Annotated in this window: 20 protein-coding genes, 8 tRNA genes and 1 rRNA gene; 2 read left to right on the forward strand and 27 right to left on the reverse strand. The window is 52.0% G+C overall.

All coding sequences use genetic code 11. From position 1 onward, the window contains the following. Positions 1 to 8: 8 nt before the first annotated feature. The 11 genes from GNP95_RS19190 to GNP95_RS19240 form a co-directional block, all read right to left on the reverse strand. Positions 9 to 1,748 (reverse strand): tetratricopeptide repeat protein, encoded by a 1,740-nt coding sequence (locus GNP95_RS19190; protein WP_413773765.1) that lies wholly within the window; start codon positions 1,746 to 1,748, stop codon positions 9 to 11. A 376-nt stretch (positions 1,749 to 2,124) separates the two neighbouring features. Beyond that, positions 2,125 to 3,072, reverse strand: coding sequence for a ribose-phosphate diphosphokinase (locus tag GNP95_RS19195; RefSeq protein ID WP_155612466.1), 948 nt, complete (start codon positions 3,070 to 3,072; stop codon positions 2,125 to 2,127). A 54-nt stretch (positions 3,073 to 3,126) separates the two neighbouring features. Then, positions 3,127 to 3,972 carry a histidinol-phosphatase HisJ gene (gene hisJ, locus GNP95_RS19200; protein WP_155612467.1) on the reverse strand — a complete coding sequence of 282 codons (846 nt, stop codon included), beginning with the start codon at positions 3,970 to 3,972 and terminating at the stop codon, positions 3,127 to 3,129. Positions 3,973 to 3,996: 24 nt separating this feature from the next. Beyond that, on the reverse strand, positions 3,997 to 4,701 hold the full coding sequence (gene hisIE / locus GNP95_RS19205) for a bifunctional phosphoribosyl-AMP cyclohydrolase/phosphoribosyl-ATP diphosphatase HisIE (protein WP_155612468.1): 705 nt from the start codon (positions 4,699 to 4,701) through the stop codon (positions 3,997 to 3,999). Continuing rightward, the gene (hisF, locus tag GNP95_RS19210; RefSeq protein ID WP_155612469.1) at positions 4,698 to 5,456 is read right to left on the reverse strand and encodes an imidazole glycerol phosphate synthase subunit HisF; all 759 of its coding nucleotides are present in this window, start codon (positions 5,454 to 5,456) and stop codon (positions 4,698 to 4,700) included. Before hisF ends, hisIE begins: the two co-directional genes overlap by 4 nt. Before the next feature lie 104 nt (positions 5,457 to 5,560). Beyond that, positions 5,561 to 6,295: a 1-(5-phosphoribosyl)-5-[(5-phosphoribosylamino)methylideneamino]imidazole-4-carboxamide isomerase gene (gene hisA, locus GNP95_RS19215; protein WP_155612470.1), complete on the reverse strand. Its 735-nt coding sequence runs from the start codon at positions 6,293 to 6,295 to the stop codon at positions 5,561 to 5,563. Positions 6,296 to 6,436: 141 nt separating this feature from the next. After that, positions 6,437 to 7,063, reverse strand: coding sequence for an imidazole glycerol phosphate synthase subunit HisH (gene hisH, locus GNP95_RS19220; RefSeq protein ID WP_155612471.1), 627 nt, complete (start codon positions 7,061 to 7,063; stop codon positions 6,437 to 6,439). Between the two features lie 2 nt (positions 7,064 to 7,065). Next, the gene (hisB, locus tag GNP95_RS19225; RefSeq protein ID WP_155612472.1) at positions 7,066 to 7,677 is read right to left on the reverse strand and encodes an imidazoleglycerol-phosphate dehydratase HisB; all 612 of its coding nucleotides are present in this window, start codon (positions 7,675 to 7,677) and stop codon (positions 7,066 to 7,068) included. Beyond that, positions 7,661 to 8,974 carry a histidinol dehydrogenase gene (gene hisD / locus GNP95_RS19230; RefSeq protein WP_155612473.1) on the reverse strand — a complete coding sequence of 438 codons (1,314 nt, stop codon included), beginning with the start codon at positions 8,972 to 8,974 and terminating at the stop codon, positions 7,661 to 7,663. The genes hisB and hisD overlap by 17 nt, the downstream gene beginning before the upstream one ends. A 67-nt stretch (positions 8,975 to 9,041) precedes the next feature. Further along, entirely contained in the window at positions 9,042 to 9,683 is a 642-nt protein-coding gene (gene hisG / locus GNP95_RS19235; protein WP_155612474.1) for an ATP phosphoribosyltransferase, read from the reverse strand. A gap of 32 nt (positions 9,684 to 9,715) precedes the next feature. Beyond that, positions 9,716 to 10,918 (reverse strand): ATP phosphoribosyltransferase regulatory subunit, encoded by a 1,203-nt coding sequence (locus GNP95_RS19240; RefSeq protein WP_155612475.1) that lies wholly within the window; start codon positions 10,916 to 10,918, stop codon positions 9,716 to 9,718. A 322-nt stretch (positions 10,919 to 11,240) separates the two neighbouring features. Between GNP95_RS19240 and GNP95_RS19245 the strand changes: the two genes are divergently transcribed. Further along, positions 11,241 to 11,771: a sigma-70 family RNA polymerase sigma factor gene (locus GNP95_RS19245; protein ID WP_330163518.1), complete on the forward strand. Its 531-nt coding sequence runs from the start codon at positions 11,241 to 11,243 to the stop codon at positions 11,769 to 11,771. Next, positions 11,755 to 13,170 (forward strand): DUF4179 domain-containing protein, encoded by a 1,416-nt coding sequence (locus GNP95_RS19250; protein WP_155612476.1) that lies wholly within the window; start codon positions 11,755 to 11,757, stop codon positions 13,168 to 13,170. The genes GNP95_RS19245 and GNP95_RS19250 overlap by 17 nt, the downstream gene beginning before the upstream one ends. Before the next feature lie 64 nt (positions 13,171 to 13,234). On the opposite strand, the gene GNP95_RS19255 is transcribed toward GNP95_RS19250, so the two are convergent. From GNP95_RS19255 to GNP95_RS19330, 16 genes are all read right to left on the reverse strand, one after another. Then, a complete protein-coding gene (locus GNP95_RS19255; RefSeq protein WP_330163519.1) occupies positions 13,235 to 13,762 on the reverse strand; it encodes an acyltransferase in 528 nt (175 codons plus the stop codon). Further along, positions 13,759 to 14,412: a pyrophosphatase PpaX gene (gene ppaX / locus GNP95_RS19260; RefSeq protein WP_155612478.1), complete on the reverse strand. Its 654-nt coding sequence runs from the start codon at positions 14,410 to 14,412 to the stop codon at positions 13,759 to 13,761. The genes GNP95_RS19255 and ppaX overlap by 4 nt, the downstream gene beginning before the upstream one ends. A gap of 6 nt (positions 14,413 to 14,418) precedes the next feature. Continuing rightward, complete coding sequence (gene lgt / locus GNP95_RS19265) at positions 14,419 to 15,462, reverse strand: prolipoprotein diacylglyceryl transferase (RefSeq protein WP_155612479.1); 1,044 nt, start codon at positions 15,460 to 15,462, stop codon at positions 14,419 to 14,421. 11 nt (positions 15,463 to 15,473) lie between these two features. Continuing rightward, positions 15,474 to 16,415, reverse strand: a complete 942-nt coding sequence (hprK, locus tag GNP95_RS19270) for an HPr(Ser) kinase/phosphatase (protein WP_155612480.1) — start codon at positions 16,413 to 16,415, stop codon at positions 15,474 to 15,476. Continuing rightward, entirely contained in the window at positions 16,408 to 16,575 is a 168-nt protein-coding gene (locus GNP95_RS19275) for a hypothetical protein (protein ID WP_155612481.1), read from the reverse strand. The genes hprK and GNP95_RS19275 overlap by 8 nt, the downstream gene beginning before the upstream one ends. 38 nt (positions 16,576 to 16,613) lie before the next feature. Then, positions 16,614 to 17,732, reverse strand: a complete 1,119-nt coding sequence (locus GNP95_RS19280) for an ABC transporter ATP-binding protein (protein ID WP_155612482.1) — start codon at positions 17,730 to 17,732, stop codon at positions 16,614 to 16,616. 123 nt (positions 17,733 to 17,855) lie between these two features. After that, positions 17,856 to 18,968, reverse strand: coding sequence for a PucR family transcriptional regulator (locus GNP95_RS19285; protein WP_155612483.1), 1,113 nt, complete (start codon positions 18,966 to 18,968; stop codon positions 17,856 to 17,858). 148 nt (positions 18,969 to 19,116) lie between these two features. Further along, positions 19,117 to 19,189 (reverse strand) — tRNA-Lys (locus GNP95_RS19290). A 4-nt stretch (positions 19,190 to 19,193) separates the two neighbouring features. Then, positions 19,194 to 19,279 (reverse strand) — tRNA-Tyr (locus tag GNP95_RS19295). A gap of 42 nt (positions 19,280 to 19,321) precedes the next feature. Beyond that, a tRNA-Phe gene (locus tag GNP95_RS19300) sits at positions 19,322 to 19,394 on the reverse strand. A 118-nt stretch (positions 19,395 to 19,512) separates the two neighbouring features. Then, positions 19,513 to 19,589 (reverse strand) — tRNA-Asp (locus tag GNP95_RS19305). 22 nt (positions 19,590 to 19,611) lie between these two features. Continuing rightward, positions 19,612 to 19,687: transfer RNA gene (locus GNP95_RS19310), tRNA-Thr, on the reverse strand. A gap of 20 nt (positions 19,688 to 19,707) precedes the next feature. Continuing rightward, positions 19,708 to 19,783 (reverse strand) — tRNA-Val (locus tag GNP95_RS19315). A gap of 8 nt (positions 19,784 to 19,791) precedes the next feature. Beyond that, a tRNA-Met gene (locus GNP95_RS19320) sits at positions 19,792 to 19,868 on the reverse strand. A 22-nt stretch (positions 19,869 to 19,890) separates the two neighbouring features. Further along, positions 19,891 to 19,982: transfer RNA gene (locus GNP95_RS19325), tRNA-Ser, on the reverse strand. A gap of 143 nt (positions 19,983 to 20,125) precedes the next feature. Next, positions 20,126 to 20,350 (reverse strand): 23S ribosomal RNA (locus GNP95_RS19330); the annotation flags it as partial.

Genomic DNA, 20,350 nt, shown 5'->3' on the forward strand with positions numbered 1-20,350 from the left:
CATAGTTATTATTGCACGAAGGGAAAGGTATCCGCCTTTTCCTTCCCATTATCCTGCACCTTGCAAACCTGATTCAACCGCCGGGCGTAACGGCTGGCCGTCGATGCGGAAATCCCGTATCGCTTCGCCACCTCCTCATAGGTGAGCGCTTTGCGGTGCATTTTTGCCGTCAGATAATCGAGCGCGGCTGCCCAGCCTTCGATATGGGCCATTGCCGGAATGTCCGGATATAAACGAGTCAAAAAATCTACCCATAACGTTTCGATATCATGCTGCAATCGCAGGTCCGAAGACTTGCCAATCCGCTTGATGGCCAAATCGACCACCGCCTGCCATTCGCTTCGCCATACTGGCAAGCCGGAGCCTATTTTGCTGGGATCGACCATGATCTTTGTCCCGTCTTTCCATACAGGCACCGGGTCTTTTACCCCAATAGACCGCAGCACCAGAACCGCCATGTCTTTTAAATATACATTCTCCTCTGGAACGAGCAAAAAGGCGAGCAGCGCCTCTTCTACTTCCCGGTCGGCAATCATGCCGAGGGCCTGAATGACTTGAAGCTTCGTACGGTGATCCCCATGGCGCAGCGCCCAGAAGAAGGAGGCACGGATGAGGGGATTATCCCGAATTTCCGGAGGGAAGCCGTTCTCCCATTTCTCCGGATGCTTCAGCTGCTCTTCAAAAGGAAGGTTATAATGATAGCTAATCGAAGGATTTTGCCCTTGCAGTTCATCATCATCCAGTCGATTCAAATAAAAAGAGGCGATGCCCGAACCGGGGTCCAGCTTGCTTAACTGCCGCCAAAGCGCACGCGCAGCCGGATAGCGTCCGGTATTGCAAGCCGCCGCCGCCGTATAATGATATAGAACAGGGTCGCGGTTCACCTCATGGTCTTTAAGCAGCCGCCTGAAGTGCGTATAAGCCGCCTCATGCTCTCCAAGTATCCCCATCGTCGTAGCCAGCTTGAACAAATGCTCCTGATGGAAAGGGACCACGGCCCGGAGCAGCCCCCGGAGCCTGTCCAATTCGGCAGCATGACCCTCACGCTGCAGAAATATAGCCAAGTTGCAAAGGCCGTGCAGATTGCCTGCGTCCCGCTCTAATACTCCGTTAATGGCCTCCATCGCCTGCGGGAACAACCCTAAATAATAATATCCTAATGCCAAATTGTTACGGGCGGCCAGAAAATCCGGATGCTGCTCGACAATCTCCTCCAGCAGCTTCACGGCCTGGGCGAATTTCCCTTCTTCCAGCAACTCGCGGGCCAATTCATGCTCGACCATGCCCTTACGCGCTTTGATGCGCTTCAGCTTCGCCGGACGCTCCAGCTCATATTGCAGCAAATCGAGCATCTCTTCAGCTTCGGCCAGAAATTGCCCGCCTTCATCCTCTTGCAGATACGTAATTAATGCCTCTTCCGCCGCTTCGAACTGCTCCATATTCGCATAATTATTAGCCATGTAGAAATAACATTCCGTCAAGGACGGATCAATGTCCCGTAAAATGGCAGACAATACGGCATTAGACGCCTCATAGTCGCCCATTTCCGACAGTATGCCCGCCATATTGCAATGATTCACCGGGTTGCCCGGCTCATATTCCACTGCTTTGCGAAAATATTTCAATGCCTTGTCATAGCGATTGCGGTCCAGCGATGAGACAGCTCTCTCAAAGAAAAAGTTCGCATCCATGGACAGCCGCAGCACATTCGCCTGCATGCCTTCCATTGGGATTCTGTTCTTCTTCACTCAAGGCACCTCCTTCTATCTCTATCTCTCCACACAGTATACCATAGAGGGAGCGGTCCTCCCACGGGAAATCGAAGAGGTAAAATACGGATTATCACCTGATTTAAAGGAAAAATTCAGCTTGTCCCGAAGTATAATAGGGATACAAAATTTTACAAATGGAGTGAGTTTGTTGACTGTTTTATGGGAGAACATCATCCTTACTTTGTTAGTTATCCTCGTCCCCCTCGCATTGATTGCCGGACTAGTTGTCTGGTTGATATTAGGAAAAAGCCGCCGCAAGCCCTGAAACCAAGAAAGAGCCGAAAATCCCCTTTGGAAGAAGATTTCCTGGCTCTTTTCTGTTCTGCTTACCTCTTGCCTCTTGACCAATAATTTAAATACCCCGATCCCTGAACAAGGCAGCGATTGATCCGCCTTCCGTAATAAGCTGGATTGCCTGGGACAGCATCGGCGCAACGGACAGCACCTTAAAATGGGCCGGCGGCTGCTCCGGCAGCTCGATCGAATCGGTCACCACGACTTCGCGGATGTTCTTATGATGCAGGCGCTCGACAGCCTGATCTGAGAACAAGCCGTGCGTCGCACAGACGTAGGCGTCATTGGCGCCGCGTTCCTTCAGCCCCTCCACAACGTTCACGATCGTGCTCCCGGTGTCGATCAAATCCTCGATAATGATCGGTGTATAACCCGCAACATCGCCAATGACATGCGTAATAACCGACTCATTATGGGCCGGCCGCTTCTTGATCATAATGGCGAAGGGGGAATCCAGCCCGCTGGCCAGCTTCTCCGCCATCGAAGCCCGCCCGGCATCGGGGGATACAACGACCGGATTCGGAATGTTCTGCGCCTTCAAATATTCAGTCATTAAATCAAGCGCGGTCAAATGATCGACAGGAATGTTAAAGAATCCTTGAATCGCAGGCGCATGCAAATCGATCGTCGCAACCCGGCTTGCCCCTGCAGTGGTCAGCACATCGGCCAGCAGCTTCGCGGAGATCGGTTCCCGCGGAGCTGATTTCCGCTCCTGCCGCGCATAACCGTAATAAGGCATAATGACATTAACCGTCCGCGCGGAAGCCCGTTTGGCTGCATCGATCATGACCAGCAGCTCGACGAACAGCTCATTGATCGGATGGGAAAGGGACTGCACCAGAAACACGTCGGAGTTGCGGATGCTCTCTTCATAGTGCACATAAATCTCTCCGCTTTTGAATCGGGACAGCTTGACCTTGCCTGGCTCAACCCCGAGCCGCTTGCATATATCCGCCGTCAATCTTGGATTCGATGAACCCGCAAATATTCTCAGCTTGGATCCCATAACTGCCTCCTGGATCATTATTGTAGTCGTTTATGTGGGTTATTCATTGCTCTCCTAATCCTGCTCCAGTGGAATCATTCTGCGCTGCCGTTCCGTGAACGTCGCCAGCTCCCGGACTCCCAATCCGTACAGCGTGGCCCGCGCCTTATCCAAGTGTTCGCTAAGCTTCAGAGGATTATGGGCATCGGAGCCTACCGTCAGCGGTATTCCCAATTGGATCGCCGACTTTAAGATTCGATTCGCCGGGAACATTTCAGCACAAGGCTTGGATAACCCCGAAGCATTGAGCTCCATTGCGATTCCGGATTCGGCGATAGCCGCCAAAGCCCCCTGCTCCAAAGCCTTTGTCTCTGCTTCCCGTTCCATGCCCGGGACTTGACCAAAGCGCTTGATGACGTCAAAATGCCCAATGATGTCATAGAAACCCGTCTTGGCGGCTTGGCCTACTGCTTTATAATAACGCTCATACACGGCAAAGACGTCTTGGCCGTCCCAGTTATGTACCTGGCGGTAGTCGGAAACATCCCACTCCCCCAGGAAATGCACTGATCCGATGACATAATCCCACGGATAGGCCTGAATGATCTTCTCGATATCGGCTTCCCAGCCCTCGATATAGTCCCCTTCCAGACCGACCTTCACTTCGATCTGGCCGCGGTACTTCTCCTTAAGGGCAAAGGCCTCTTCCACATAACGCGGCAGTTCGTCCATGAGCATAGCCATTTCAGGGTAGTAAGTCTCCGGGTCTACATGCAAAAGCGGCATATGATCGGATAAGCCGATTTCGGACAGGCCGATCTCGATGCCCCGGACGACATATTCCTCCAGACTGCCTACGGCATGGCCGCAGCGGGCATGATGCGTATGATAGTCTATCCAATAATTCGTCTTCTTTGCCATTTATAATCCCTCGCTTGCGCCTTATTAATCACGGCGCGGCCGTTCATGACGCCGCTCCAGCTCCTGCATAATGTCGTCGAGCGGCAGATTCCGCTCGCGCAGCAGTACAAGCAAATGATAGATTAAATCGCTGACCTCGTAACGCAGCTCGTCATTATCCCCGTTTTTGGCGGCGATGATTGACTCCGCTGTTTCCTCGCCGACCTTCTTCAGGATTTTATCGATCCCTTTGTCGAAAAGATAGGTCGTATATGCTCCCTCTGGACGATCCTTGTACCGCTCGGCAATCAGCTGCTCGAGCTCGGCCAGAACGGCAAATCGGCCGCTTGCCGTGCCGCCATTCGCAGCGCCGGCCCCTGCAGCCTGATCTTCAGCCGCAGCAGCCGTGCGATAAAAGCAGCTGTCCTCCCCTGTATGACAGGCCGGGCCTTGCCGATGCACCTCAACGAGCAAGGTATCGCCGTCGCAATCATAGCGAAGGGACACAATTTGCTGCGTATTGCCCGAGGTAGCCCCCTTGTTCCACAGCTCGGCGCGCGAGCGGCTCCAGAACCAGGTCTGCCCGGTCTCCAGAGACATCTTCAGGGATTCCCGGTTCATGTAGGCCAGCATCAGTACTTCCTTGGAGGCGGCGTCCTGCACGATGGCCGGCACAAGGCCGCTCTCGTCCCATTGAATGGCCTCTTCCAGCTGATTCAGGGGAAGCTGCTGCTTAAGTTGCTGAGTCATCGTATCTCCACTCCTCTGGATATCAGATCCTTTTTCAAATCCGGGATCGCAATCTCTTTATAATGAAAAATCGTTGCCGCCAGAGCAGCATCCGCCTCTCCTTCGGTAAACACGTCATAGAAATGGGACACTTTGCCCGCACCGCCGGAAGCAATGACCGGAATGCCTGCCGCACGGCTGATCGCCTTTGTCAAGGACAGGTCGAAGCCATCCTTGGTACCGTCAGCGTCCATGCTCGTCAGCAGAATTTCGCCCGCGCCTCTCGATTCGGCCTCCAGCGCCCACTGGACCGCGCTCATTCCCGTCGCCTTCCGTCCCCCGTGGGTGTAGACCTCCCAATCCTTCAGCTCCTCGTTATATTTCGCGTCGATCGCGACAACGATACATTGGGAGCCGAAGCGCTTCGCTCCATCAGAGATCAGATCGGGATTCAGCACGGCTGCGGTGTTAATGCCGATTTTGTCCGCACCCGCCCGAAGAATTCGCTTCATATCCTCCACTTGGGAAATGCCCCCGCCTACGGTGAACGGAATGGAAATCTCTCCGGCAGTTTGCTTCACGACTTCAACCATCGTCGCCCGCCCTTCGTTCGAAGCGGAGATGTCCAAGAAGACTAACTCATCCGCGCCTTCCCGGTCATACAACGCCGCGAGCTCAACCGGATCCCCTGCATCCCGCAGGTTTACAAAATTTACACCTTTCACGACCCGCCCGTCCTTGACGTCAAGGCAGGGAATAATTCGTTTTGCGAGCATGATGGATCAATCCTTCCTAGAATAGTTTCCTTCGGCCATAAGCTGCCGCATTCTGCTTTAAGCGCCCCTTTGAGGACCCTGATCTTGATCCTGACCGCCTAACCCTAGCCTTGGATCGCCTTAATTGCCGCTGCGAGGTCGATGCTGCCGGTGTACAGCGCCTTGCCGACGATCGCGCCGCCTACGCCCTCCTGGGCATGTGCCGCAAGCTTGAGCAGGTCATCCTGAACCGTTACGCCGCCCGAGGCGATAACCGTGCGTCCCGAAGCCTTCGCCAAAGCGACAATGGCCTCCACATTCGGCCCCTGCATCATCCCGTCGCGGGAAATGTCCGTAAAAATAAAGGTCTCCGCGCCCTTGACCGCCAGCTCCTTGGCGAGCACCTCCGCCTGCACCTCCGAGGTCTCCAGCCAGCCGCGCGTAGCAACGAAGCCGTTGCGGGCATCGATGCCGATAGCAACTTTGTCGCCGTAGGTGCCAAGTACGGATTCTGTGAACTGGCGATCCTCGATGGCAGCCGTTCCGAGAATGACCCTGCTGACGCCCAGCGACAGCAGGCGCTTCACATCCTCCAGCGTCCGCAGGCCGCCGCCTACTTGTACTGGAACCTGGACGCTGCGGGCGATTTCCCCGATCAGCTCATCGTTGACCGGATGGCCTGCCTTCGCTCCGTCCAAATCGACGAGGTGAATGAACGTGCCGCCTTGCGCTTCCCACGACTTGGCGACCTCCACCGGATTGTCGTTGTATACCGTTTCGCGACCATAATCGCCCTGGACCAGGCGAACGCACTTGCCTCCCCGGATATCAATCGCCGGGTAGATGATAAATGAAGACATAGCCCCTCGTTCCTCCACTCTATACTTTTCCTCAATCTGAATAAGTGATTTCGATTTCACGCTATCTTTTGCTTGATGCCTTTTTCATTCTGGACAGACCATGCATGCCGCCGCAGCCTAAAACCGCAACCGCTGCTTCTCCTACGCGCTGCCTTTCGCCTCTGCCAAAGCCAGAAAATTGCGCAGCAGAGCCATACCCAGCTCTCCGCTCTTCTCAGGGTGGAACTGCATGCCGTATACGTTGTCACGGCCTACGATCGCCGTCACCGGATGACCGTAGTCGGTCACGGCGATCAGATCGCTCTTCGCTTGCGGCTCGACATGGTAGGAGTGGACGAAGTACACATGCCCTTCCTCCAGCCCCGCAAGCAGCGGGTTGTCCGGCTGCAGGAACGACAGCCGGTTCCAGCCCATGTGCGGCACCTTGTATTCGCCGCCCGCAAAGCGCACCGCCCTGCCCGGCAAAATGCCGAGTCCCTCGTTGCGCCCATGCTCTTCGCTCTCGCCGAAGAGCAGCTGCATGCCGAGGCAGATGCCGAGCAGCGGTGTGCCGCCGGCGGCCGCCTGCCGCACGACGGCGTCAAGCCCGGTGCCGCGCAGATGCGCCATGGCGTCGCCGAAGGCGCCCACGCCCGGCAGCAGCACGCCATCGGCACCGAGGATCTCCGCAGCGTCGCCGGTGACGATCCCCTCGTAGCCGAGGCGCTCGACGGCTTTGCTGACGCTGTGCAAATTGCCCATTCCGTAATCTACGATGGCAATGGCCAAAGTTAGAGCACTCCCTTCGTAGACGGAACGCCGCTAACGCGCGGATCAATGCTTGTAGCTTCATCGATGGCACGTCCGAGTGCCTTGAACACGGCTTCGATCATATGGTGTGTGTTCTGCCCGTAATGGACGATGACATGCAGCGTAATTCGTGCCTCCAGAGCCAGCTTCCACAAGAACTCATGCACCAGTTCAACATCGAAGCTGCCCACCCGACCCGATGGATACTCCGCACGATACTCGAAATGCGGACGGTTACTGCAGTCAATGACCACTTGCGCAAGGGCTTCGTCCATCGGCACAAAGACGCTCGCATAACGCTTGATGCCTCTTTTATCACCCAATGCCTCTCGCAGGCACTGCCCTAGGCAAATCCCGATATCCTCGACGGTATGGTGATCATCGATTTCGATATCGCCATGCGCTTCTACCGTCAGATCAAAATGGCCATGCTTCGTAAACAGGTCGAGCATATGATCGAGAAACGGCACATCGGTCCGTAGATTGGACTGTCCGCTGCCGTCCACGGAGAAGCTCAATTTAATATCCGTCTCGTTCGTCCTGCGGCTAACGCTTGCACTCCGCTCTCTTGCCTCTTCATAATTTGTTGTCATCAACATTCCCTGCCTTTCCTTCTTTACGCATCCGTATTTCGATCGCCCGCGCATGGCCTTCGAGACCTTCGCGGCGCGCCAGCTCCATAATCGTCTCGCCGTTCTTAAGCAATGCTTCCTTGCTATAATAAATCAGGCTTGATTTCTTGATGAAATCATCCACATCGACCGGGGAGGAATAACGTGCGGTTCCATTCGTCGGGATAATATGATTCGGACCCGCGAAATAATCTCCCACTGGCTCTGAGCTGTATGGTCCAAGGAAGATCGCCCCGGCGTTCTCAACCAGGCCAAGGTATGCCATCGGCTCTTCTACCATCAGCTCGAAGTGCTCCGGCGCCAGTTGATTAATCACGCCGATTCCTTCTTCAATGGAATCGACAAGAAGAATGACGCCGTAATTCTCGATCGAGGCCGCGGCAATGTCACGCCGAGGCAGAACCGCCAGCTGGCGCTGAACTTCCTCCTGACATGCTTTGGCGAAGGCCTCCGAGGTCGTTACGAGAATAGCTGATGCCATCTCATCATGCTCGGCTTGTGACAGCAGATCGGCAGCGACGTAAGCCGGGTCAGCACTGTCATCGGCCAGCACGGCGATTTCGCTTGGCCCCGCGATGCTGTCGATGTCGACCGCTCCGTACACTTCCCGCTTCGCCAAAGCGACATAGATATTGCCCGGCCCGCAGATTTTATCGACAGGCGCGATAGTCTCCGTGCCGTAAGCAAGTGCGGCGATGGCCTGCGCTCCGCCGACCCGGTAAATTTCATTCACGCCGGCTTCCGCAGCAGCCACAAGGATATACGGGTCGATTCCTTCCTTCCCGCTCGTGGCTGGCGGCGTCACCATAACGATCTCCGGCACGCCCGCCACCTGGGCTGGGATGACATTCATCAGCACCGAGGAGGGATAAGAGGCTTTACCGCCAGGTACGTATACGCCAACTCGCTTAAGCGGGCGAATGATCTGGCCCAGCATGCTGCCGTCAGGCTGCAAGTCCATCCAGGAATTACGCTTCTGCCTGGCGTGGTAGGCGCGGATATTCGCAGCCGCGGCCGATATCGCCGCTACAAAGGAGGGTTCGACCTTATCGTAAGCGGATCGCATTTCCTCCTCCGTCACTCGAAGCGTTTCCGGCGACAGCTTCATGCCATCGAGCTTCTCCGTATATTTAAGAAGCGCGGCGTCCCCTTCATTTTTTACAGCACTTACAATCGTCTTGACGACTGCATTCTGTTCCGGCGAACCGTAGTCTACCTCCCGCTTCAGCTGAAATTGTCCCGCCGATACGATTCTCATCCCTGATTGCCCCCCATCACTGGATATGTTCTTTCCGTTTCTTGCGTTTTTTCTTCCTAGTCCATTCCTAGCTCTCGATTCCTGACCCTTGAATCACCCGGTTCAGAGCGTCGCATACCGCCTGGATTTCACTGTTCTTCATCCGGTAGCTGACCCGGTTCGCCACCAAGCGGCTCGTGATTTCAAAAAGACTCTCCATCTCCACAAGACCGTTTTCCCTTAACGTCCGGCCGGTTTCTACCATATCGACGATGCGGTCTGCGAGGCCGATCAACGGCGCCAGCTCGATGGAGCCGTTCAGCTTGATGACCTCGACCTGCTGCCCCTGCTCGCGGAAATACTGTGAAGCAACATTCGGGTACTTCGTCGCTACGCGCTGATGAATGCCGGGCTTCCATTCCGGCAGTGCGATAACCGACATGCGGCAGCGGGCGATTCCCAAATCAAGCAGTTCATACACATCGCGGTTCTCTTCCATTAGCACATCCTTGCCTACGATGCCGATATCCGCTACCCCGTACTCCACATAAGTCGGCACGTCCACCGGTTTGGCCATAATAAATTCCATGCCGATCTCCGGCAAAGGAATGACGAGCTTGCGCGACTCATCCACATCGTTCGGAATATATAATCCCGCTTCGCGGAACATAGCCGCCGCCTGTTTATATATACGCCCCTTGGGCATTGCTACCTTAATGATCTCTCCCAAAGCCAAAGCCCTCCCTTCTTAACTGATGTAGGTCAGAAACTGACGAAGCTGAGAATCTCGCCGTATGCCGGGCCTAGCGGGCCGCTGCGCATGTTTCTGGCCACGGTCTCAGATAATAGGTCCTCCGGTCCGTCGGTGTGCTTCATCACCACGCTGCGCCCTTCCGCCCGAAGACGGGCCGCCTCAGCAAAAGCAAGCTTGCGGTTCTCTGCATCATATTGCAGCAGAATAGGAAGCTCACGCTCCACCTGCATACCGTCCACGCCATCCAGTATCCGATTGGTTTTCAAGGAGAATCCCGTTGCTGGAGCTGGCCGGCCAAACTGCTGAAGCAAGTTGTCATAACGCCCCCCGCTGCAAACCGGGAAGCCCAGCTCCGCCGCGTATCCTTCAAAGGTCATTCCCGTGTAATACGAGAAATCGCCGATCATTGTCAAATCGATCATCACATGCTGAGCAACGCCGTAATCCTCAAGCGCATCCCATACTTGGCCAAGATGTTCTATCGAAGCCTGGGCAAGTGCATTGCTGCTCAGTTCAAGAGCCTGATGGCATATTTCCTTTCCTCCACGCAGCTTAAGAACGCCTTCCAGCTCACTTTTCTGCGCTTCGGTCAAGGACAGCTTTGCCAGCGTCTCGCGGTATCCCACGTAATCGCGATGCATGAGTACTTCCTTCAGCGTGTCCCTAACTTCCTCGCTATCAGGAATTGCATCCTCTAGCAATCCGTTCAGGAAGCCGACATGACCCAAGGCGATCTTGAACGTTGTAACGCCCGCCGCCTGCAGCGAAGATACCGCCAGGGCAACCACCTCGGCATCCGCCTCTGGAGAGTCGTCCCCGACGAGCTCCACGCCTGTCTGGAAGAACTCCGCTTCCTTCCCCGCTTCCTCCTCGATCGCCCGGAACACGTTCGCATGGTAAGATAATCTAAGCGGCAATGGCTCCTCCCTTAATAATGAAGAGACCACCCTCGCAATAGGAGCAGGCATGTCTGAACGAAGCACCATCGTCGTTCCCCGGCTATTTAGCAGCTTGAACAGCTTCTGATCGGACGTTGAACTCGCTACGCCGACCGTATCGTAATATTCCAGTGTAGGCGTCATGATTTGTCGGTAACCCCAACTGGACATGCAATCCAGTACGCTGCGCTCAATAGCCCGCAGCTTCTCTACCGCAAAGGGCAGGTAATCGCGCACACCAGCGGGTTTTTCAAATCCTTTCGGTTTAGACAAGACTTTCACCTCTCAGCAGATTAACTATATAATATCACTTGCTTTATCATATTAAAGTGCTACCATACTACCAAATTAAAGGGTATGGCATATTTTATCACACTTGCTTCCGAATCGTCAACGCACAGCTACATGGCTGCATGTGACAGCAAAAATACCAGCTATTACAACTTTAACATACCTGCGCTTATTTGACAGGGAATCGGATAAAACCGTTTACGGCTCACTAGCGTCTTAACTATATAAATGTAATGGCCTGCTTATTTACGCCAGGCTTCAGGCACGAACGAACAGCCAGCCACACACAGAGAGGAGCCGGAAAGTGCAAGAAAAAGAATGGGCGGCAGCCGCATGCCTCGGAGATGAAGATGCCTTCTACATGCTGGTGTCTTCCCAGAAAAGAAAATTATTCGGCATCGCCCACAGCTACTTAAAAAACGAGGCCGATGCCTTGGATGCAGTCCAAGAAGCAGTCTGCCGCGCCTGGATCAAATGCCGGAAGCTGCGGGATCCTGATGCCTTTGTGCCATGGCTCATCCGCATTCTGATCAACTGTTGTCACGATGAATTAAAATACCGCAAAAGAACATGGCCGCATCCTGCCGAGGCAGCCCAGGAGAAAACAGAAATGATCAGCGTTTATAAACTGGATCTTGAACTGGCGCTTGAGCGCCTGAAGCCCAAGTATCGCGACGTACTAATGCTTAAGTATTATCAGGATATGACTCTGACCGAAATCTCACGCGTCCTCCAGCGGCCGGAAGGCACGGTGAAGACCTGGCTGCATCAAGGATTGAAGCAAGTACGGGAGCATATAAGAAAAGGAGGCGAAGGGTATGCCGGGGAAGCTTGATTTTCATCGAGAGGAAGAACTGCTGACGGATTATTATAAATCCAACAATGCCGCTGCTGAGCAAATCCATGAAGAGAAATTAGACCAGGCATTGCTTGCCGGGATCACCTCAGGCCATTCTCGCTATAAACGCTTCGCTCATCATTTCCCCTGGAAGCTTACGGGCGCAGTGCTTGCCTGCTGCCTCTTGCTGTTCGGCGGCTGGCAGATGTGGACACTGGACAACTTAGGCCATCCTGCTTTTCACGCATCCCGCTCGGATATCCCAAGTTTTGTATATGACAGCATGACGCCCAAGCTCAAGGATGCTGCCAACCATGGTCTATACCAGCCCATTAACGAAACCATCACACAGGGCAATTACCAGGTAACGATTAACGGGGTTCTTGCTGACCGTACCGAGATGGTTGTATTCTATACAGCGGTTAATTTGCTGGGGAATGCCCCCATTTTTCCCCGGGACGCCAAGTTCTTAGATACCCGAGGAAATAGCCTGAATGCAATGATAGAATATCCATCTTCTAAAGTTAATCCGGGTACGCCAACGAATGAGCAGCATGGTGAATTCAAGCTTTCTTTTCCGAAGAACGATGTCCCTGCTCATTTCAACTTCTCCGCAAGATGGGGTTATCCCCAATCGTCGGATGAGGCCCATGAGCTCATTGAGTTTCCTATCCAACTGGATGCTAGTAAATATGCCGGATTGGAGCACAGAATCGAGGTTAACCGTTTTGCAAAGATTGGATCCTATACTTTAACCGTTACAGATGTTATCTTGAATCCATTAAGTACAAGGGTCTATCTCCAAATTGAATCCGCCGAGGAGAATTTATATCAGAGTCTCATCGATCCTGTTCTATGGATCACGCAAGAAGGCTCACGAAACTCCCTTACGATGCAAATGTCTACAATGGATGCCGGGCCAAATGAACTTCTTATCCAATATGACAGCCTATATTATGCCAAGTGGCAGGATCTATCCTTTGGTGCCTCGGGAATGGAAGAAGCGCTGGGGAAAGACTTAGAGCTTGTACTTGATACGGAGAAACAGAAAATCGTCTATGCTCCGGATGATTCCATTCGGCTTAGCCGCGTGGTTCCAAGCGAAGAATCTATAGACATTTACTTTGAATTGGATCACGCTTCCAATCAAAGAGCTTTATATTTTGACTTGGATGAGACATTTACAGATGGCGAAGGAGAGAAGCATGCTCTAATGACGGGACGGTCCACCTCCCGATCCGGTGATGATCTATTTCAGACGATTCACTACAAGCTTAAGCGGGAAAACTATACCCAGCCGTTAACCTTTAAGCTTCTGTCCTATCCCGGAACAGACATCAACGAGCCTATTGAACTTCCGCTTTTCTTTGGAAACAATCCTGCCAAGCAGCCGTAACCACCGTTTTTAAAAATAAGACCTCACCGCTAACAAAAAAGGATCGCCTTTAGGCGATCCTCTTTTACTGTTCGTTTGCTGTGTCAGCCTCAAGGCCTGTTCGTTCCGGCGTTTTCCGCTCAATAACACGAAGCGGATTGCCGCCAACGAATGCTCCCGGGGCTACGTCTTTATGCACGACAGATCCGGCGGCGACGATGGCCCCATCTCCAATCGTAACTCCGGGAAGGATCGTCGTGTTTGCGCCAATCATGACTTCATTTCCGATGTGGACCTCGCCCAGGCGATATTCCTTGATCAAATATTCATGAGCCAGTATCGTCGAATTGTAGCCGATGACCGAGTTTCGTCCAATCGTGATCAGCTCGGGAAAGAAGACGTCCACCATTACCATGAGGCCAAAAGCGGTATGCTCCCCGACCTTCATGCCGAGAATGCGGCGATAAATCCAGTTTTTTAGCGGCAGCACCGGGCAATACCTGGCCAATTGAATGAAGATGAAATTTTTGACGCCCTTCCATGGACTTACCGTCCGGTATAACTGCCACAGCGCATTTGGCCCTTCTACTGGATAACGCTGCACTCTTCTCACTTCTTCACAAGCTCCCATCCTAGAATTCCGTACAAATCAAGCATATCCTCCAGAATATAATCTGGATTATACTTCTTCAGCTCCTCCGCTCCTTTAAGCGACCAAGCCACTGCTGCGGAGAGCGCTCCGGCAGCCTGTGCCGACTTAATGTCCGCAGGGCTGTCTCCCACCATCAGGGTGCGCTTCGGATCGGCATTGAGCTGCTGTATTGCTGTCAGCACCGGCTCTGGATGCGGCTTGGGATGCGTAACATCCTGAACGGTTACAATCGCGTCCATATATTTCAGCAAGTCAAACATTTCCAATACGCGCATCGTCGAAGGCCTGATCTTGGTCGTCACAATTCCAAGCTTCATTCCTTTCTCTTTCAAGGTGGAGATGACTTCATCAACATGCGGAAATCCTTTTACCATCGTATCGTGGTGCATGGTGTTAAACGAGCGGTAATCGGTCACAAGTTCCGCGACATCCTCCCAGCCTGAAAAAGCCTGAAACTGCTGCTCCAGCGTCATCCCCATATAAGGTATGATCTGCTCCCGGGTACGGGGCTGCTTATGCTTGTCCAATACGTGCTGGAACGATGCAATTATCAGTTCGTTGGTATCTACGATCGTTCCGTCTAAATCGAATAACACGGTGTCTATATTCAAATTGAGCTACTCCTTTTTCGATTCCTCATCTTGTTCTGGCGCAGGAGTATCCGCTTCATTTGTCTTGTCTGTATCTACAGCCTTTCTGCTCAGGACAGCGGCGCTGGCGCTTGATCCACTCTCGATCTCCTGATTTCTAGTAGAAATGATCGGATCGCTGTACCGCGGCAAATTAGTGACTGTTCTGCGGCGAACGATGATAAGGATAATTGCAATAACGATAATAAGCAAAGCCAACAGCTGGGATATGCGTACATTGCCATAGTTAGGATCCAAATACCCCTGCTCGAATCCAAGCCAAACCATCGGAGACCAGAGTCCGTCTACGAAAGATGCCAGCCACGCCGGCCCTTGAAACGCCAGACTGTCCGTACGCAGTGCTTCGATAAAGAATCGGCCGATGGAATACCAAATAAAATAGGAGAAAAACAACTCTCCTGCCCGCAGGAATTTCTGTCTCCGAAGTACGAACAACAGCAGCAAGCCAACCAGATTCCATAGCGATTCATAGAGGAACGTCGGATGACGAAACACGCCCTCCACGTTCATCTGATTTACGATGAAGGACGGTAAATGCAGGTAATCCTGCAAAAAGGCTTCACTCGTAGGACCACCGTAGGCTTCCTGGTTCACAAAGTTCCCCCAGCGGCCGATCATTTGGCCAGCGATCAGCGAAGGCGCGCAAATATCGGCGATACGCCAGAAATTATAGCCCCGTCTGCGCACCATAATGACCGCGCATATAATCGCGCCGATAAGCGCGCCGTATATCGCTATGCCGCCTTCCCAAATTTTGAAGATGTCCCATAAATTATTCTTGTATTGATCCCATGTAAAAGCGACAAAGTAAATTCTGGCCCCGATAATGGCCGAGGGAACGCCTAGCAGCAATAGGTCCATAAAGAACTCTTGCGGAATCGCAAAACGCTTCCCCTCTCGAATGGCCAGAAGCAAACCAACCAAAGCGCCCGTTCCGAGAATTAAGCCATACCAGCGTACGGCGATACTTCCGATAGAAAAAGCTATTGGATCCAATAACAAAGTGCCCATCATTCACGCTCCTAGTCCAAATCGTCAATATCTTCGGCAATCGTCTCGGTGAGCTTTGTCGTAAACTGCAATGCCGCGTTATACCCCATTCGCTTCAGGCGGAAGTTCATCGCTGCCACTTCAATGATGACAGCCAGGTTCCGTCCAGGCCGAACCGGAATTGTAGCGAGCGGCACATCGGTGTCAATGATTCGCGTCGTTTCTTCATCGAGCCCTAGTCTGTCATATTGCTTCTCTTGCTGCCAGGCCTCGAGTCGAACAACGAGGGAAATCCGCTTATTGTTGCGGATGGCGCCTGCGCCAAACAGCGTCATGACGTTGATGATGCCGACGCCCCGAATTTCAAGCAAATGGCGAATTAGCTCTGGCGCGGTTCCATGAAGCTGAAAATCGGAGGTCTGACGAATTTCTACGGCATCGTCGGCGATAAGACGGTGTCCGCGCTTAACGAGCTCCAGCGCGGTCTCGCTTTTACCTATGCCGCTAGAGCCGGTAATAAGCATACCTACCCCATACACGTCGACAAGGACGCCATGAATGGTTGCCGTAGGAGCAAGCTTCTTCTCCAAGAAGCTCGTAATGCGGCTGGACAAAATCGTTGTAGCCATACTGCTCCGCAGGACGGGAATATTCTTGACCGAGCTGATGTTGATCAGCTCTTGCGGTACCTCCCATGATCTCGTCACGATAATACAAGGAGTATCATCGCTGGAGCAAAGACGCTCCATGCGATCACGCCGCTCTTCAGACGGCAGCATCTCGAAGAATGCCAACTCCGTCTTCCCTAAAATCTGTACCCGCTCTGGCGGATGGTACTCGAAATAACCGGCCATTTCCAGGCCAGGACGGTATAAGTCATCGACGGTAATAATCCGTTTCAACCCTTGTTCTCCCGACACAACCTCAAGTCCGAACTGGTTGACCAATTCTGATACTTTTACTTTTTTAGCCATGGTGTTCTCCTTCTCCAAGCCACTCATCCGGAATTATCCGTATAACGAAAGAGCAGCCTGCAATATGTAAATAGAAATCAGCGGCAACTGCATTCATTTCATTGTATTCATCGTAAAGGAAAATACGACGTAAATCAATTGTCAGCGATTTATAAGCCAAAAACCGCCCCGTAGGGCGGTTTTGTCATCTAGCTAAGATTAGCCGAAAAATACGTTTTGCTCCGTTTCTTTATCGAAAATATGAATTTTGTTCATATCGATAGCAAGCTTCACATTGTCGCCTTCACGAGTGTTGGAACGTCCATCTACGCGGGCGATCAGCGGAGAGTTGCTGCTCAAGTACAAGAGCATTTCGTGACCAAGGTTTTCAGTAACGTCTACGCTTGCCGTAAACACAGTATTTGGGGATCCTTCCAGGAAGATTGGCTCTTCATGAATATCTTCAGGACGTACGCCCATGATAACTTCCTTGCCGCCTACATATCCTTTTTCCTTCAGAGTAACAGCTTTACCTTGAGGTACTTCAACTTTGAGCGAATCGGATTGGAAGTATACAGCACCGTTTTGCTCTACAATTTTACCGTTGATGAAGTTCATTGTAGGGGAACCGATAAATCCAGCAACGAAGATATTCGTTGGTTGGTTGTACAGCTCTTCAGGAGAAGCCGCTTGTTGAATGATACCGTCCTGCATAACAACGATACGGTCACCCATCGTCATAGCCTCTGTTTGGTCATGCGTTACATAAATACAAGTCGTTTCAAGACGTTTAACGAGCTTCGTAATTTCCGCACGCATTTGACCGCGAAGCTTAGCATCCAAGTTGGAAAGCGGTTCGTCCATGAGGAAGACTTGCGGATCGCGGACAATTGCGCGTCCCAAGGCAACCCGTTGACGCTGACCACCGGAGAGTGCCTTCGGTTTGCGGTCAAGCAAGTGCTCGATATCGAGGATTCTTGCTGCCTCGCGTACACGTTGGTCAATTTCTTCTTTTTTCACTTTGCGAAGCTTAAGACCGAATGCCATGTTTTGATACACGTTCATATGCGGATACAAAGCGTAGGATTGGAAAACCATCGCGATGTCGCGGTCTTTAGGAGCTACGTCGTTAACGACGCGGTCGCCGATGTACAATTTACCTTCAGTGATTTCCTCCAAACCAGCAATCATCCGAAGAGTTGTAGATTTACCGCAACCGGATGGTCCAACCAATACGAGGAATTCTTTATCTGCAATGTCTAGGTTAACGTCGATAACGGTTGCCTTGTCAGCACCTGGGTATTTCTTGAAAATGTGTTCTAAGCGTACGCCTGCCATGAGTTCTGCCTCCTAGAATTAAATTAGTATTATAGATTAATCCAAATGTAATCGGATTCATTTCGTATCTTTATATTAACCTACCTGGGCAATAAAGCGCTATCCACAAAATGCACAAAAAACCTATTCCCTATTTGTCACTTTATACAATAGCATCCCCAGCTTGACTATGACCGCATCATGGAATCTGCGCACATCAAGACCAGTCTCCTGCTTGAATTTATCCAGCCGGTACAGCAGTGTATTGCGATGAATATATAATCGCTTGGCAGTCTCGCTCACATTGCAATCCAAATGAAAAAAGGTATCCAGTGTGGATAAAATCTCTTCATCCTGCATCAAGCTGATCTGGCTTCCGGTATCCTCAATGAATCTTTGCCGCTGGGCATCTGGAATGCTATAGACGAGACGTTCCAGACGCAGCTCCCAGGACAGATGAATTTGTTCCGTCACATGGAACAGCCGGCCTAGCGTCAATGTCTCCCGGAGCAGCAGCGCCGTCGAGACTAACGCCTGCTCTGGTGCAATCGGATCGCCTACCGCCAAATGGAATCCGCCTCCGCCCCATTCATTGGCGACGAGCTCATACATGCCTTGACTGAGTGCAACAAGCATATCCCTCTCGGTATCCAAGCCTTCATCGTTCTCGTCGCGAAGATCAGCCAGCAATTTCTCGCCGACAAGCACATACCACTCTTCCTTAAGCGGCAGCAGTACGATATCGCCGCCAAAATAACTGCGCAGCAGTTTATTTAACCTCGCATACGAAATATCTGTAATCGAATGAGTTTCCCAGCCCAGCAAAAAAGGAATCATTACCCCATCCATCTTGGTTGTTAAAGTTAATGACTCAGGGATAGTCGCCTTATCTTCGCCCTGCTCTAACTGTTCTTGAATCCATGCGCCTAGCTGACGGCTTCGATGCTCGTCATCCTTCTTCGTTCCTGCTGCCGGCAACGATGCCTCCCCTACGACAGCTGCCATTAAAAGCTCGATCAGCTTCACTTCCGCTTCCGACAGGTTGGACGTATCCGCTTCAAGCACTTGAACCATTTGCTGATCAACGCCGCCCAACCACAGTGAGCGATCCTTCAGCACCGCAGAGCGAGCGATCCTTGCTCCCTTGGATTTATGATCATTCGTCAATCTTTCCCACTCCTGCATATCCATGTTCGACAAATGAACAGGAGCCTTAACTATAAGTTCAAGCTGTTTCTTGAGTAAGTTGATCTCCATAAGATGGCCTTTCCGGACAATCCCCGTTTTTTATTGACTATAGTCCATATTGTATCATGTTCCCCGGAATAAAATAAAATTTGCCTCGCTCACAAAAATTCGTACAACAACAAAAAAGCCGTCAATCTAAGATTGACGACTTTTAGGATGAGCCATGAAGGACTCGAACCTTCGACACCCTGATTAAAAGTCAGGTGCTCTACCAACTGAGCTAATGGCTCGTACTGGTGGAGGCTGATGGATTCGAACCACCGAACTCGTACGAGAACAGATTTACAGTCTGCTGCGTTTGGCCACTTCGCTAAGCCTCCAGATTTCATGCTAGATCAGGGCGTTGCCTGAGAGCATAAAAGTGGCTCGGGACGGAATCGAACCGCCGACACGAGGATTTTCAGTCCTCTGCTCTACCGACTGAGCTACCGAGCCATATTAAATTTGGTCAAAAAAATAAAGCGGTTAAGTTTATAACTTTCCCACTTTTGTGGAAACACTATTTTGATTCTGCGAACCCTTTGACGGGCCCTCATTCCCTTTAAGGAAATAATGGCGGAGCCGACGGGATTCGAACCCGCGGTCTCCTGCGTGACAGGCAGGCATGTTAGGCCTCTACACCACGGCTCCGCAATAATAGCTCCATAAAAAATGGTGCCGGCGAGAGGACTTGAACCCCCAACCTACTGATTACAAGTCAGTTGCTCTACCAATTGAGCTACACCGGCATAGGTGATTTAAATAAATATGGTGGAGGCTAACGGGATCGAACCGCTGACCCTCTGCTTGTAAGGCAGATGCTCTCCCAGCTGAGCTAAGCCTCCGAAAATTATGGTAGCGGCGGAGGGGATCGAACCCCCGACCTCACGGGTATGAACCGTACGCTCTAGCCAGCTGAGCTACGCCGCCAAACATATATACTTGTACAAAATGGCGGAGAGGGAGGGATTCGAACCCTCGCACCGCTTACGCAGTCTAACCCCTTAGCAGAGGGTCCCCTTATAGCCACTTGGGTACCTCTCCAAGCCATAAATCCAAGGAAATTAATCCTTGAAAACTGGATACGAAACTTCATTTGCGTGTTAGCCCTTACTTGGTTCACCGGGGCCCCCGAAAAGTATTCGGTATACTCTTCGAAGCCTCCGCTTCACTTTTTGGGGTAATATTTGGATAAGCCCTCGACCGATTAGTACCTGTCAGCTCCATACATTGCTGCACTTCCACCTCAGGCCTATCAACCTCGTCGTCTTCAAGGGGTCTTACTAATTGGGAAATCTCATCTTGAGGAGGGCTTCACGCTTAGATGCTTTCAGCGTTTATCCCATCCGCACGTAGCTACCCAGCTATGCTCCTGGCGGAACAACTGGTGCACCAGCGGTGCGTCCATCCCG

The organism is Paenibacillus woosongensis, from assembly GCF_009725165.1.
Taxonomy (GTDB): Bacteria; Bacillota; Bacilli; order Paenibacillales; family Paenibacillaceae; genus Fontibacillus; species Fontibacillus woosongensis.